The 15365-nt window shown below is 67.0% G+C and carries 5 protein-coding genes and 1 pseudogene; 2 read left to right on the forward strand and 4 right to left on the reverse strand.

The window, feature by feature from the left end; genetic code table 11:
- Window positions 1–277: 277 nt before the first annotated feature.
- The 4 genes and pseudogenes from QP089_RS02595 to QP089_RS02610 form a co-directional block, all read right to left on the reverse strand.
- Window positions 278–7210: an RHS repeat-associated core domain-containing protein gene (locus QP089_RS02595; protein WP_285909713.1), complete on the reverse strand. Its 6933-nt coding sequence runs from the start codon at window positions 7208–7210 to the stop codon at window positions 278–280.
- Window positions 7211–7420: 210 nt separating this feature from the next.
- Window positions 7421–10450, reverse strand: coding sequence for a LamG domain-containing protein (locus QP089_RS02600; protein ID WP_285909536.1), 3030 nt, complete (start codon window positions 10448–10450; stop codon window positions 7421–7423).
- The gene (locus QP089_RS02605; RefSeq protein WP_285909537.1) at window positions 10369–11610 is read right to left on the reverse strand and encodes a hypothetical protein; all 1242 of its coding nucleotides are present in this window, start codon (window positions 11608–11610) and stop codon (window positions 10369–10371) included. The genes QP089_RS02600 and QP089_RS02605 overlap by 82 nt, the downstream gene beginning before the upstream one ends.
- 517 nt (window positions 11611–12127) lie before the next feature.
- Window positions 12128–12694, reverse strand: a pseudogene (locus QP089_RS02610) (transposase family protein); the annotation flags it as partial.
- A gap of 492 nt (window positions 12695–13186) precedes the next feature.
- Between QP089_RS02610 and QP089_RS02615 the strand changes: the two are divergent.
- Both QP089_RS02615 and QP089_RS02620 read left to right on the forward strand, forming a co-directional pair.
- Entirely contained in the window at window positions 13187–14503 is a 1317-nt protein-coding gene (locus tag QP089_RS02615; RefSeq protein WP_285909538.1) for a TniQ family protein, read from the forward strand.
- Between the two features lie 3 nt (window positions 14504–14506).
- Window positions 14507–15364 carry a TnsA-like heteromeric transposase endonuclease subunit gene (locus QP089_RS02620; protein ID WP_285909539.1) on the forward strand — a complete coding sequence of 286 codons (858 nt, stop codon included), beginning with the start codon at window positions 14507–14509 and terminating at the stop codon, window positions 15362–15364.
- Window position 15365: the final 1 nt, after the last annotated feature.

The raw sequence follows: 15365 nt of genomic DNA on the forward strand, positions 1-15365 counted from the left end.
CACAGTGGCAGTCTGCAAGTGAGCGTGCCATGGTCGGACTTACCTACCGGGCCGGTAGCAACATCGCTTAACATTGAGACAAGAGTTTCTGCATGCCCCGAAACGGGCTGAATTGCATGCGAAACCCTTTCATAGCTAAGGATCATCTCTTCCATCGACCGGCCGAGCGTGCACAAAGCGCGCGTTAGCAGAAATTCGGGTGGATCCATCGTCTTCAGCAAGTACAACTGAAAATCACCCACACCAGGGTCAACTGGTCTCATGGGAGCCACCTAACTCATCGCTCTGGATAACGAAGGTCCCTTAGATTGAGGTCAGCGGATTTATCTAGTCCAATCTCACCCTTCATCCCCACGACTTTTCCTGAAGCAGTGACTTCGAACCACGCTCCAACTTGAATCTGCGATGGCAGGACGACTAGATTGCCGTTCGGCGCTTTCAGAATACCTCCAGTCTCTCCGAACGCTCGCTTGGCAGCAGCCTCAGTCGCCAGAGCAGCATCCTCCTGATTGAGGCCATGACCCGACACCTGCTCTGCAATGTGTCTCAGCTGGCCGCCACCCCGAGGAACCTGCCGCGCACTTTCTCCAATCGTCTCACCCAGTGTTTCGGGATTGCATCCATTATGGACCAAGAAAGACGCAGTTCCTGCACCTACATAGTAGGTGTGGAGGTTGGCGATGGTGAGGTTGTGGGTGCGTTGCTGGTGGGTCCAGTGTTTGGTGGCGGTGATCTGGATGTAGGTGCCGGCGCTGGTGCGGAGCCACATGCCGGGTTTGAGGTCGCCTGCGTTGATCCACTTGTTGAGGCCGCCGGCGATCCAGAAGGGGTGGTGGTCGGTGGCGATGACGATGCCGTGGTTTTGTCCGCTGTGGGCGCGGATCAGCGAGCCGCTGTTCTTGGGCTGGTCTTTGGTGGTCCAGGAGCGGGGTGGGGTAGCAGTGTCGACGGTGATCTGGACGAAGTTCTTGTCGCCGTCGGTGGTGATGGTGGCCAGGACTGGTTCGGCGGCGGTTTCGCCTGTTTCCGGGTCGGTGGCGAGGACCTTGTCTCCGACCTTGATGTTTTCGATCGGCTTGGTCGCCCCGCCTGCCAGCAGGACCCGCGTGCCGGCGACGAAGCTGTTGGGTGCCCTGCAGCCTGCGAGGAGTCGTTTAAGGAGGAATTGCCATCCTCCCTTTTCTGCTTTGGTTCCGAGTTTTGCGGCTGCTCCTTCGCCGCCTCCGAAGAGGCTGATCAACAGCCACGTGTAGCCGCCGGCCTTCCAGGATCCAGAGCCGTCATCGGCGCCGATGAGGTCAGCGAACTTTCCTTCGGCTCCGGGGATCATGAACAAGGGCCCGAGGGGGGTTGTCTCCGAGAAACCTACGAAGAGGCCTCCTGTGAAATTGGATACTCCGTGGGCCAAGTTCTGCCAGTGGTCGTCGTTGTGGAACTTCGGTCGAGTTGGGCGGACCCCGACCCCAGGCGCCATGGTGGAGATCAGGTCCGCTGGGCTCCAGACATGCCTTACCGGTGGATCGTAGTGCGGTATAAGGAGATCTTGCCAGTTGGAGAGATTGCCGTCGTGGTCCATGTAGCAGCCGGCATCGGGGCACCCGGCCGGGCCGGTCGGGGACCCCCACATTGTTCCGTCTGGGTCGCTCCAGGTGACGGGGTTGTTGTTGGCGTAGGTGTAGCCGTTCATCTGTTGGGGGTCGGCCTGGTCCATGAGGGGGTCGACGGAGATGAAGCGGCCGGTTTGTGGGTCGTATTCGCGGGCGCCGAGGGTGGTGAGGCCGGTGGGTTCTTGGGTGCCTCCAACAAAGCCCTTGTCGCTTGGCCAGGTGGCGTCGTCGTCGAGGCCGCGGGTGTTGCCGAAGGGGTCGGTGCGGCGGACGGTGGTCTGCTGGGTAGTGGCGTTGATGGCGACTTGGGCGGTGCCTTGAGTGTCGGCCGTGAGGTAGGTGACGGTGCCGTCGGAGGTCCGCATTGCGACGGTCTGGCCGGCGAAGCTGTAGTAGCGGGTGCCGGTGGCGGTGGCCGCGCCGGTCAGGGCGCGGAGTTCTGTGCCGTCGGGCATGTACAGGGTCGAGCCGGTGGCGTCCTTGCGGAGGAGGCGGTTGCCGTCGGCGTCGTAGACGTAGCTGGTGGTGGCACCGTTCTCGGTGACCTTGGTCAGTTCGCCCTCGGTGTCCCAGTCGAGGGTTTGGCCGGTGTTGGTGGGGCTGCTGCCGATGGCGCGGGTGGTGGTGTTGCCGGTGTCGTCGTAGCCGTAGGTGTCGGTGCGGTCGCCTTGGCCGCCGGTCTGCACCATCTTGTTGAGGCGGTTGCCGTGGCCGGGGTCGGCGTAGGTGTAGGTGCGGGCGGTGTCGGTTTGGCTGCCGATGCCGTGCAGAGTTTGGGTTTTGCGGTTGCCGGCGGTGTCGTAGGTGAAGGTCTGCCAGTACGGTGCCGGGCCGCCGATCACCGATGCGGCCGGTTGACTGGCGCAGGCGTCGCTGCTGCCCTGCGTCCAGGCGTCGGTGAGGCGTTGCAGGTGGTCGTAGGTGAAGCATTGGTTGTCGACGCCGTCGTGGGAGGTGTCGGTGATGGAGGTGATGGTTCCGGCGTCGGCGTAGTGGTAGGTGGCGTAGCGGTCGTTGCCGTCGATGCCTTCCCGGAAGGTCTTGGCTGTTTCCAGCCGCTGGGTACCCCAGGTGTAGGAGAAGGTCTGCCACGCGCGGGTGCTGCCGGTGCCGTGCTCGAGCATGTTGAGCTGGTTGGTCTTGGTGTAGCCGGTGGCGCCAATGTAGGTGGCCAGGTTGCTGGTCAGCTTGGTGGGGCGCTGCAGGTCGTCGTAGCTGAAGACGGTGTTCTCGGCGGGCAGTCCCCCGGCGGCGGGGAAACCCTGTCCCTGGATGGTGCCGTCCAGGTTGTAGGTGGTGCCGAAGAGGTAGGTGCCGGCTAGGGGTCCTTGGGATGCCGGCACGATCAGCGAGGTGGCGTCGGCGCGGCCGAGCTGGTCGTAGTGCCGGACCTTGCTGGTGTAGTCGCCGTCGGGGGTATGGCGGGTGGTCGAGGCGAGCTTGCCCTTGCCGAACGCCGCGGTGTCGTAGGTGTAGGAGGCCAGGAGGGGGCCGTCTGCTGAGCCGTCGTGGGTGGCGGTCTTGCGGCCCTGCCCGTCGTAGTCGGTGAAGATCTTCTTGCCGCGGGCGTCGGTGGTGGAGGTGACCTGGTCCAGGTCGTTGTAGGTGTAGGTGGTGGTGCCCTTGTCGGGGTCGGTCGTCTTGATCTTTCGGCCGCGCAGGTCGTAGGTGGTGGTGAAGGTGTTTCCGGACGGGTCGGTCACCGAGGCGATCTCACCGGTGGGGGTGTAGGTGTACTTGGTGGCATCGTAGTCGCCGGTCGCGGTCGCGGCCTTGTACTGGCGGCGTTCGACGACCTGGCCGCGAGCGTCGGTGATCTGCGCGGTGGGGGTGCCGCCGTCCGGTGGCGTCGCTGAGACGCGGTTGCCGCCGCCGTAGGAGTAGGTGGTCCGCCACAACTCCATCTCGGGTTGGGAGCCGTTGCCGGTCCTGGTGCTCTCGACGGTCTTGCGGCCGAGCCCGTCGTAGGAGGTGCGGACCTGGGTTTCGACGTCACCGGGGGTGCCGATGCCGAACAGTTCGGTGTCGGGGGCGCCATCGGCGGGGTAGGGGGCGTAGGTCTTGATGACCTGGCCGCGTTCGTCGTAGAAGGTGTCGGAGACCAGTCGGCCGGTAGAGCCGGGGACCTGGGTCTGCCGGGGGCGCAACCACCCGTCCAGCAGCTGGATCTGTGACAGTCGCTGTCCGCCGGTCGCGGTCAGGGTCTTGGTGGTGACCGCGGCGATCTTCTGGTCGGTGACCCGGTAGGTGTACTCGTAGTCGGGACTGTCGCCGCTGGCCTTGGACTCGTCGGGCAGCCAGACCTTGATCAGCCGGCCGAGCGGGTCGTAGACCAGATCGGTGCGCAGGTTGTAGTTCGACTTGTCGATCTTTGTGACAGGCGAACCCCACGCCGGGTCGATTTGCTGCACCGTCGTCAAGGCCGTCGAGGCGTTGCCCGCTGTGGCGGGCGGCCCCGTGGTGGTGACTTGCGTGGTCAACCCGTTAGGGTCGGTGTAGCTGCTGGTGGCGACGTGCCCGGCGGCGTCGGTGGCCTGTGTGGCACGGCCATAGGCGTCGTAGCGTGTCTGGACCTGCGTGACGTAGGTCGGATTCGTGCCATCGTGGGAGGCGATCTTTTCGATCTTGGTGGCGTTGCCGGCTGCCGGAGCAGCACCGAGCCCACCGTCGTCGTAGTAGGTGCGGACGTCGGAGACGACCTGCTTGGACCGGTCGGGTGTGGTCGAGCAGCTGACGGCGACCGTTTCGACGCGGGAGGGGTAGTTCACCATCCAGGCGCCGGTGTTGTCGGCGTAACTGGTGCGGGTGCACTTGTCGTCGTCGGCGGTAGTGACATCCCCGAGATCGTCGACCACGGTGACCCGGCCGACACCGGGACCTGAGGTCTTGTAGGTGTTGGCGGTCTTGGTCTGGGTCCAGCCGCCACCGTCCTTGACCGTCCAGGTCTGGGTGGAACCGGTGGCGGTGACGTTGGCGGTGGTGGTTCCCCACGACCGGGTCCGGGACGCGGTCTGCGTCTTCCATGGGGTGTTGACGGTCTTGGAGTAGACCGTGCCGCCGGGCTTGTCGTAGGTGACGGTCTTCAAAGCGAAGCCGGAGAATGCGTCATCGTCGGTGTGGGAGCCGCCCTCACCGTCGGAGACGGTGACCGTCTTTTCTCCGCCGTCTTTGTTCTTACGGTCGCCGTTCATCCCTCGCAGGTAGAACGTGTCGGTCTGTGCGGACGGGTCGTCGAAGGAGCCGGTGAGGGTGCGGACCTGGCCGTACCCGCGCCACTGCGACCAGGTCTTGTTCTTCTCCTTGGTGAGCCCGTCATCGTCGTCGAAATGCCAGGCCGCGTCACCGATGTACTGGTATTTGGTGGCCATGTCGGGGGCCAGGCCGGTGCGGTCGGTCTGGATGACGCTGGTCACCACGTACTTGTGGAACCAGTCGGTCATCGGGTCCTCGCGTCCGGGCGGGGTCCAGATGACCGGCATGCAGCGGGTGGTGTTGGTCTCGGGTGTCGGCAGGTCCGACAGCGAGCAGTCGGGGTCGGAGTAGGCGATGTCGATCTGCCCGCCGGACTCGTCGTAGATGGCTCCGAGTCGGTAGCGGATGTAGGGCAGGATGTCGTCGCCGGTCTTGTCCAGCCGGTTCGGCAGTTGGACGTGGTTGAAGGTGACCTTCGGCAACGTCGCTGTGGAGCCGTCGGCGGCGTGACCGGTGTGCTGGATCTCTTTCAATAGCAGGTCGCGCTCGACATCGGCCAAGCCCCAGGAATGGTCCAGGGCCCAGGAGTCCACTGGCCGGTACCCGGAGGCGTCGGGTTTGAGGATCTGGGTGGTGACCTTGGTCAGCCGCTTGCGGGACCAGAACGTCGGCGCGAGCGTGCCGTGGGTGTCCTTGCATTCCTGGCCGGAGTCGCAGTGCAGGTCCCAGGGGACGTCCCACCAGTAGTCCGGCTTGTCGCCGATCTTGGCGGGGTCGCAGTTGAAGTCCGCGTCGGGGATGCAGCGCTCGGAGGTGTCGAAGCTGACCTGCGCGGGAGCCTTGGCGAACAAACTGCCCTGGCGCAACCCATAGGAGATCGTCTTCAGGTACCCACCGCGGGTGTAGGGGGTCTCGTCGGCGGCTTTGAGGTTGCGGCCGTAGTAGTTGGTCTCCTTGCCGTAGGAGTAGATGATGGCGTTGCCGGACGGGTCGACGACGTAGTCCAGGTTCCACCGGTAGGCCTGCTGGCACCAGGAGTCGCCGAACGACGACTTGTGGCAGGGGTCGTCCGCGTCGTCGCCGTAGACCGGGACGGTCCAGGCGGAGTCGGTCTCGGGCTTGCCGGACGTCCAGTCGGGGACGCGGTTGAGGCCGAAGAAGTACTGGGTGCCGTCGCTGGTGGTGACCTTCCAGTACTCCCCGTCGTTGTCGCCGTTCCCTGTGGACGAACTGGTCAGCTTCTCGAACTTGGTGCCGTCGTCGCCCTTCATCCGCCACGTGCCGTCGGAGGCTTTGATCAGCTCTCCGCCCTTGCCGTTCCAGGTGACGGTCGCGTTGTCATACCCCCAGCACTGGTCGGCGGGAGAGTTGCCCCACTCGTCCTTGGGGGCGCCGTCGTCCTCACACGGCTTGTAATGGCGCTCGATATAACCGGGCCACAGGTCGAACCCTTCACCGACCCAGGACGGCTGCCCGTTGGTGTTGGCGGTCTTGCCGTCCACGCTGCCCGAGGAGTAGCTGATCGCCACGTTCGGGGTGAGGCCGCCGGGGACCGGCGGCACCCTCATCGGATACGACCAGGTGAAGTCACCGGTACTGCCGCCGCCGTGCCAGGTCGCCGACGCCTCCAGCGAGGTGGCCTTGTAGTCGCCTTGAGAACCGGAGGAGTCTGCGGCCGCGACCAGCAGCGTGCCCGCCGATGCCGTCCTCACCGATGCCGTGGGGGTAGCGGCCGTGGCACCGGTGCCGGCTTGAGTCGTGGTGGCGGGGGCGGCGGTCACCTGGGCGGTGAGGGTGCGGGTGTCGGCGTTGTTGACGGTCTCAAGAGGTGCAACCAGGCGGCATTGGGCCTTGTCAGGGCTGCTGAGCGCGCAGGCGGGCATCTGGAACAGCCGCAACCGGGACCCGTACGCGCCGCCGAACGCCCGCGCGAACTGCGAGTAGTCCAGTTGCACACCGACTTGCCCCGCGTCGGTCTTGTCGGTGCGGGCCACGGTGAACGCCACTCCGGTCAGGCCGGTCTTGGCGGCGAGCGCCTGGTCGAGTATCGACACCCGGACCTTGCCCGCCGGCTCCACGGCGCCACGGGCCGCGCTCTGGGTGGCGGCCGGCAGTACCTTGACCGGCAGGGTGCCGGCCCGCGCCGCTGGACCGGCCGTCGCAGCCCGCGCCGATGCGGTAGTGGACGCGGTGGCCTTGGGGACGGTCACTTCCGCGGTGCCGGCCTTGGGCCAGGCCGTCTGGGCCGCTGGCCCCGGTTTGGCGGCCGGGTCGGCCTTGCGCGGCTTGACCTTGAGGTTCTTGCCGTCGACGGTTCGATGCTCGTCAGCGACCGTGGGACGGTGGGAGTGCGGCGGATCGGCCAGTGCAGGTGGCGCCGACACCAGCCCGGCCGGCATCGCCACCGCCATCACGACTACCACCGCTCTGGCCAGGCGGCGACGCGGTTCCAGCACCAGCCTGCGGCGGCCCAACCTCGCCCTGCCTGCCTTCGCCCTACCGGATCTCACGGCATCCTCCACACGCACGCCCCGCACCCAGCGGGCATGCTCAAGCACGAATCACGGTCACGAACGTCGAGGGTCGGCCCGTCCCGTGGCGGGCGGGCTCGGCGGGTCAGGTCACGGGCCGTTTTCGGTGGTGAGTTCGGCGTCGCCGGCGAGCTGGCCGATCTGTTCTTGGGTGAGGGCTCCCTGGTAGGCCCACACATCGTCGATGGCGTCCGGCCAGAATTCGGTGCCGTCGGTGGCGCCGAGTTTGTTGCGGCCCACCTGCAGCCCACCGTTCTTCGCCTCGAAGCCCAGGACCTGGTCTTCTTGGGAGACGTTGTCGGAGGTTTCGTTGAGTTGGCCGTTGACGTACAAGCTGACGCGGTCGTGGAGCGCGTCGTACACCACCGCGAGGTGCACCCAGTCGTATTCAATGAACTTCGGGTGGGTGGCGGTGAGCGGTGCGGCGTCGGCCTTGTCGGCGTTGTGCATGACGATCTGCCAGCTGCCCTGAGCGTCTGCATCCTCGCTCGGGACATACCGCAGATCGAACGCGTCGGTGTTGGCTCCGGCTTGGGAGAACACCGTGGCCGGTTGCTGCGGGCGCCCCATGTTGCGGACCCATCCGGCGACGGTGAAGCTCTGGCTGGTGTCCACCACGGGCGCTGAGGTTTCAGCGAACGCCTTGCCCGCGGCATCCAACTGCAGGCCGGCCGCCGAGCTTCCCCACCTGAACCCGGCGTTCGGGTCGATCGTCGCGGTGTTGTGGAGCCCCAGCGCCAGTCCGCCATCGGGGTCGCCAGAACCGTCCTGGTTCAAGATCCATCGGGCCTTCAGCGTCGGGTGCTGAGTAACCAGTTCCTCCGCCTCGTCGGCGCCGAGAACGCGGTCGTAGACGCGAACATCGTCGATCAGGCCCTTCCAGGAATCGACCTGGTTCCCGGCCCATTTGCCGCGGCCGATCTGCAGCCCGCCCTCGGCTTTCCACGCCGACGGCAGCACCGCGCTGTCGTTGCCGGCCACGCCGTTGACGTAGATCCGCAGCTTGCGGGTGTTCTGGTCGTACACCCCGACCAGATGCGTCCAGGTGTCGGTCTGCGCCGGTGCCTTCGAGGTCGCCGCGTACCAGCCGGGGTCATCAGAATCCTGCGCCGGTCGCGCGAACGCCCACTTGCCGGTGCTCCTGACGTACTTGAGGTAGAAGGCGCTCTTGTTGTCTCCTGCTGCGGACAACGCGGTGAAGTCGTTGCCCGCAGCCGAACCGTCGAACTTGACCCACGCCGACACGGCGAAGCTGCGCTGGGTGTTGATCAACGGATGGTCGGTGGCGGCGTAGCCGTTGGCGGTGCCGTCCAGGCGCAGCGCCTTCCCCGACTGCCCGGCCGACCCCAGGGTGGCGCCTGAGCCCGGGGTTGCTTTGATCGGTTCGGTGGGGCTGTAGGCGCGTGGGGCGCCCTGTGGTTCGTCCATCTTCCAGTGCGCGGTCGCGCCGTCAGGCTCGGTGCCGGCGGCCAGCTGCTGGGCCTGTGTGCCGGTCAGTGCCTGGGAGAAGGTCGTGACGTCGTCGATCGAGCCCGGCCAGTAGTCCAGGAACCCCTGGTTGTAGAAGCTGCGGCCGATCTGGAAGGCGCCCTTCGATTCCAGCGGCGCCGCGTTGCTCACCGTCCCCGCCAGCTGGCCGTTGACGTACAGCTGCATCTGCGCGGCGCTCTGGTCGTACACCCCGATCAGGTGGGCCCACTGCCCGAGGGCCAGTGGCGAGCCGGCGGCCGCGACATGCCAGGTGCCGCCGCCGTCGTTGGTGTCGGTGGACGCGCTTTTGAACACCGGTTTCCCGTCCGCCTGCATCCCCAGGATGAACCCGCTCTGAGACGCCGCCATCTGTGCCAGCACGTCGCCGGCTTTGGTCTGGGTGGGCTTGACCCACGCCGACACGGTGAAACTCTTGGTCGAATCGACCTGTGGCAGGCCCGCCTCGGCGAACCCGTACACCCCGTCCAAGCTCAGCGCGGTGCCGTTCTTGCCTTCGCCGCCCAGCACGGCGTTGCCGCGCAGCCACGCCGCCGTGCCCGGACTGGTCGCGGTGACCGCGGAGGAGCCGGCGTCCTCGTCCATCCCGAACCGTGCCGCCGGGTCCGCGCCCGTGTTCGCACGGAACTCATAGGAGACGGTGGCGCCGTTCTGGCCGGACGGCGCGAACGCCTGCACCGTCAGGATGTTGGGGCCCGAGCGGGTCGGGGCGAGCACCGCGTTGCGCTGCGCGCCGCCGCTGGTGGCGATGGTTTGGGTCGGCCCGCCGTTCAAGCTGACCTCGTACCGGTCTGCGACACCCGCCGAGTCGGAGACGTGGAACTGCCCAGGCTCCCCGACGGCGCCGTGCCAGGCGTCATCATTGGGATAGTCGGTGGAGGTAATCGTGGGTTTGGCCGGCACTGAGGTGTCGTAGTAGAAGTAGCAGCCGGTCTGCGCGCCGTCGTAGGACCAGGGGCCCCACTGTTCACCGTCCCAGGCCCGCACACCCCAGCCGATCTTGGTCTTCTGCGGGATCGTCGACGGCAGCTTGACCGAGAACCGGGTGTTGGAGGTCTTGGCCGGCGTCAGCGCCGACGTCCACTTCGGCCCCCAGTCCGACCCGTCGGCCTTGTTCGCCCAATGCAGGGTGAACTGGCCTTGGACCTTGTTCTTGTCCTCGGTGTCGGGGTCCTTCAAGTAGGCGTACACCGTCGGCAGGTCGTTGACCGTCTTGGCATCGGGGGCGTTGACGCACTTGGTGCCCGGGTCGGCGAACATGGTGTCGGTGTCGGGCTGCAGCGGCGGGTTGTTGTACTGGATCTTCAGGTAGGCGTCGTCGGAGAACCGCTTCCACCAGTCCATCGACGATTCGCTGTAGGCCTTCAACCCGAAGGTGATGTCGCCGTACCCCTTGTCCACCGCCGACTGCACGTGATCGCGCAGCAGCGACCCGCCGAACTCCACCGGTGCGCTGGAGCAGTACGACACCTCACGCGAGGTCAGATGCTCACCCCACGCACCCCCGTCGTTCCACGACCCGACCGTGTTGTTCCAGGTGGCATACGACTTCAACTGCAGAGTCCGCCACAGCTGGATCGAGGTGTCGTTGTTGCAGTCATAAGCGCCGGTCTCGTACGCCGTGAACTCCACCGACTCGACGTAGCGGCCCGGCCCTTGATCGACGGCAACGCCACCTTGTAGAACAGCCGCTTGGTCTGGTTGATGACGCAGTTGCCGTCCTTGGCCACCTCACAACGCCCCACGCCCTCGGTCGACTTGCCGTTGAACTTGTAATAGCTCTGGCTCGGGTAGCCCGAGGACACCATTCCCCATGCTGAGGCCTTCGTGGTCCCCCACACCGGGTCGATGTACACCGGGAACGTGGTGTCCGGTGCGGTCAACAGGTTCTGGTCGGGGGTCAGGGTGAGCTTGCCGCCCACGACCGCGATCTTGACCGGCGCGGTCTTGGCACCCTCCGCCGGGCCTTCGCCGGTGTCCATCGCCCGCGTCTGCGGGGTGGTCGCAGTCGCCGACCCCTGGGTTTGCGACGGGGCCTTGCTGGAGTCCCACATCATCGGCGACGGCGCCTCGAACACCCCCGAACCCGAGGCCGTCTTGGCAGTCAGCACCCCGCCCGCCGGCTCCTGGGCCACCGACAGCCCCGGCGCCGACAGCGCCAACGCCAGCTGCGCCAGCTTGGGGTCCTTGGCGGCCTCGGCGGTCTTCACCACCAGCGTGTGCGCGAACCCGTCCGCCTGCGCCCGCAACTGCAGATCGACACCGTCGCCCAGCACGCCCTTGTAGGTGGCGGTGTCACCGTCGATGGTCGGCTCGGGCAGCGCCTGCGGCCAGGTCAACGCCAGCTTGCGGCCCGCCCGCGTCATCTGCACCATCGGGCCGCTACCGCCACCGGAGAACGACAACCCGACCGTGGTCGCACCCGGCACGATCGCTTCCCCGGAGCGGTGCAGGGTGGTGTCGATGCCGGCCCACCCGCCGCCCTTGCGGGTACGGATCGGCTGGATATGCTGCTCGACCTGCATCCGCCCGTTCGGCAGCGCCCGCACCGTGCGGGTCTCGCCCCGCTCGGCCAGCACCTCCACCGGCTCACCCGATTCCCGGGCCGCCTTGACCGCCTGCTCCTCGGTCGCCGCCGTCTTCGGCGCGGTGTCATCCGCCCGCGCGACCGGTGCCGCCACCATGCCCGGGAGCTGCAACAGCGCGGCGACCAGCAGCACCACCAGCAGCCCGGCCGACCAAGCTGAACGCCGCAACACCAGCGACCTGAAACCGGGCGCACGGCGACGCATGGCACCGACAGCACGAAGGCGCACAAAGACCCCAAGGACATAAAGAGCGGATAAAGCCTCCTCAAGGTAACCGGTTAGTTAACCTTCGCAAAGATGTCGAATGATCTACGTTTTGTGATCTAGATCACTCTGTACTGCTGTGGTCCTGCGTGACCTCATAGGCGTCCTCGCTTGATCGCAATCCACGCCTTTGCGACGATCCGCAAGGTTTCGGCTGCTCAGCGGCGTCTCCTGCCCAGTGAGAGGCAGTACTCCATCACGCACTGTGACGGCAATGATGGTCGCGGTCGTGTTGCCCGAGAACGGTCAGCGCGCTTACCACTGCACCGCACGCTCACTGCGCACCAGAGTTCCTAAGCCGGCTCTGACCCCGCATCGGGTCACGCCGGCTGCCTCCACAACGAGCGCGGCGCTGCCCTGGCCGCCCATCAGAGGGCACGCTGTCGGTGGCGTGATGGCGCTGCAGGGCGCCCACCAGTCGTACTCGGAAAGTGGCGCCGGGTGTCGGCCTTGCGGTCGGCGGCATCTCGACGCGCTGCCGGGTATCGGAGTCGATCACGCACGGTGGCGTAACTGCGGCGTTTGCACAGGGCGAAGTCGTCCACATCGAGCACCCGCGGTACCGGCCGCTCCGACAGTGGAAGCCGCAGCAATACGCGCAGCGTAGTGCGCCGGGACGCCAGCGCCCCCAGCGCGGATAACAGACGTGTGCCAGCGCGGCCGGCCAGCTCTCGTACGACCACGCCGATCTGCAAGGTCAGCTGGGGCGTACGGCGCTGGTAACGCTTCAGGACGCCGGCAGTTGTTCACGGAAGGTCTCGACGCAGCCGCGGATCGGGCGCGCCAGCCGGCGTACCTGCACGCCGACCACGACTCTGCGGGCATCGATCGGAGCGTCGGCGACCGTCCGCTGCTGGTAACCGTGCATCCGCGCTGACCCGGTGTCGCACTCCGGGCACACCGCCGGCCGTCGGGTGTTCTGGCTCGCACCCAGATCAGCTCGCCCTGGTCCATCACATCCTTCGATGACCAGCGGAGACAGTCCGGAGAACACCAGCCCCACAAGATCGCTGATCTCTTGCATGACCGATCGTGATATCAGGAGACCAGGTCGTCACCACCGAATATGTTACAGAGCCGAATATGCGACAGATATGAAAAAACGACAGAGCCGTTAACCGGACAGACCCGGCGGCAGTGTCCAGGCTGAAGCCCACCGGGTTCGATGAAGCCGAGGGGTGCCAAGGAACGTAACAACTCCGATGATCAAGCTGTCGAGACTGTCAGCGGTCTCGTTATTGAGTCGCTCGCTGATCAAGGAATGGAGCAGTGGCCTTGAGTGGAACCGGGAGGGCTTGCCGAGCCGTGCATCCGATTTGAGAGGAAAGTCCTGGTTCAATCGGTGTTAAGTGCGCCTTGAGCGCCCATGACGGCACGAATATAATGCACCGCCGGCCGGGCGGTGGTGGCCTTGATCGGCACATTGGCACCTGATGCATGCTCTGGGGGGCACTCGCCCAGCTTTGCAGGGATATAATCTGCAAACCTAAGTGATCCGGCCGGGGGAGGATGGAAAATGTCCGCGCTGCCTGTCCTTGACCCGGTTTCCGGCCGGGGTGAGGTCGGCGCGGCGGGGTTGCTCGAGTCGGACGCCGCGGCGGGTCAGGCGGCCGGGCGCGAGGGCGGGAGTGGGGCCGTTGCTCGGTTGAGGGGTGTTCTTCCGCGTCGTCTGCCGGTGGTGCTTGCGCCGCGGGCCGGGGAGTCGTTCACCTCGTGGCTCTGTCGCCTGGCCGCCGACCTGGGCCTTCCTGAGGGGCAGGCCGCCGCAAGGCTCGGACTGCGGACGTGCCGTCACCAGACCACGCCGTCGTTGCTTGGGATCGCGCTCCCCCTCCGCAGCCGCGAGAGCCTGCGAGCAGCCACCGGCCTGTCCCCGGAGACTTTCGCCGGCTCGGTGCTGACGCACTATGGCGAGGGGCCTTTGCATTTCTCCCGCTTCGATCTGGCCGCCATGGATGCCGGTGACCACAAGGTCGTCCAGGCGCTGACGGTCCGCGAATGGGCGATCTTCCACGGGAGCCGGGCGTGTCCGGCGTGTCTGGCCGGCGAGCCGGTCTGGCCACTGTGGTGGAAACTGGGCGTGGCCGCCTGCTGCCCCGCTCACCGGCTCCTGCTGGTCGACGATTGCCCGGGCTGCGGCATCCGGCTACGCCGAGGCCGCCGCGCCCAGCCTACCGGGCCGAGCATGACCGGGCTCACCGACCCGCATCGCTGCTGCAACAAGGTGATGGCCGGGGCGGGCGGCGACGCTCGGAACCGGTGCCTTCGGCCCTACGGCGTCCTGCCCGCCACCACCGTCCCCGAGACCATGGTGCAGGCCCAGCGAGCGGTGCTGGAGGCCGCGCGGGGGGCACCCCGCCCGATCGCGGGCGGCCCGGTCGATGCGATGGGCTGGTTCGCGGCGCTGCGTTTCCTGACCGTCCTGGTCCGGTTCGCCCTGGCACCGGACCCGGGTAGGCATCCGGTCATCGGGGCGGTGCCGCAGATCGCCGAGGCGCTCAGCGAGGATCAGCGGCGTCAGGCCAAGCCAGGGCCGCAGGGGGGCGGCGGCAAGAGACGGATGCCCGCGACCGCGCCCCTGGCCGCAGCGCTGCTGATCGCTTCGCACCCCGTGCTGGCCGCCCCGGACCTGGAATCCTGCCGCCACGCACTGGACCCGCTGGTGTCGGCAGCGGCCCGGCGGAGCCGGTCGCGGCACCACAACCTGCTGCGGGCCTTGCCGGTGCCCGGCCCGCTCGCCGATGCCCTGGACACGATGGTCCTTCCCGGTGCCCACCGGGCCGCCTTGCGCTACGCCCGCCTCACCGCCGCGTTCCCGAAAGGATGGAGGTGACCGGTGACCTCAGGACCAACCGCACGGCGGACGACCTCCGCCAAGCCGCCGGGCAGAGGTGGCGTCACGGCCGGAACCGGCCTGGTCCTTCACCACATCGACCCGTCCACGGGCCAGATCCGGGTCGTTCCGGTGAACGCCGACACCGCTCCGCTGATCAACCAGGTCCCCTTCGAGGACGTCCCGGCGATCCGGGGCATCCCCAGCTACCACGGCCAACGACACACCCCGGGCAAGTACTGGGCGGCGACCACCAGCGACCTGATCGCCTACGAGAGCTACCTGGAATCCCAGCATCTGACCATGCTGGACTTCGACGACGGCGTGGTGAACCTCAGCTCCCAAGCGTTGCGGTTCGACGGCGCCGACGCCGGCGGGGACTGGTGGCACGTCCCCGACATCTTCGCCCGGATGGCCGATGGCAGCGCCCTGGTCGTCGACGTCAAGAACCCCCGGCACCTGGACCGGCCCGAGGTGGTTCTGCAGGCCCGCCGCACCGCGGCCGCCTGCGCGGTCCTGGGCTGGCGTTACGACATGCTCGGCGGCGTCGACCCCGGGCGTTGGGCCAATATCTCCTGGCTGGCCGGGTTCCGCCGTCCCCTGTATGCCGGAACTGAGCTGATCGGCCCGATCCTCACCCTGGCCGAGCGGCCGGTGACCCTGGCCGAACTGCTCAGCTTCACGACGAACCCGGTCATCGCCCGCCCGGTCGTGTTCCACCTGTGCTGGCACCAGCACCTACTGGTCGACCTGGACGCCCCGTTCCGCGAGACCACGCTGCTGCACACCAACCCCGACCGCCCCCGCGCAGCCCCACCCCCCGCGCAGCCCCACCGGCGGCCCCGCCGACGGACTAACTGAC

Source organism: Actinomadura opuntiae (assembly GCF_030283205.1).
In the GTDB taxonomy this organism is placed as follows: domain Bacteria; phylum Actinomycetota; class Actinomycetes; order Streptosporangiales; family Streptosporangiaceae; genus Spirillospora.

Excerpts from the sequence above, each read along its gene's own strand:
- QP089_RS02595 (WP_285909713.1), bottom strand. The coding sequence starts at position 7,210 with ATGGCGGTGGCGATGCCGGCCGGGCTGGTGTCGGCGCCACCTGCACTG.
- QP089_RS02605 (WP_285909537.1), bottom strand. The coding sequence starts at position 11,610 with ATGCGTCGCCGTGCGCCCGGTTTCAGGTCGCTGGTGTTGCGGCGTTCA.
- QP089_RS02615 (WP_285909538.1), top strand. The coding sequence starts at position 13,187 with ATGTCCGCGCTGCCTGTCCTTGACCCGGTTTCCGGCCGGGGTGAGGTC.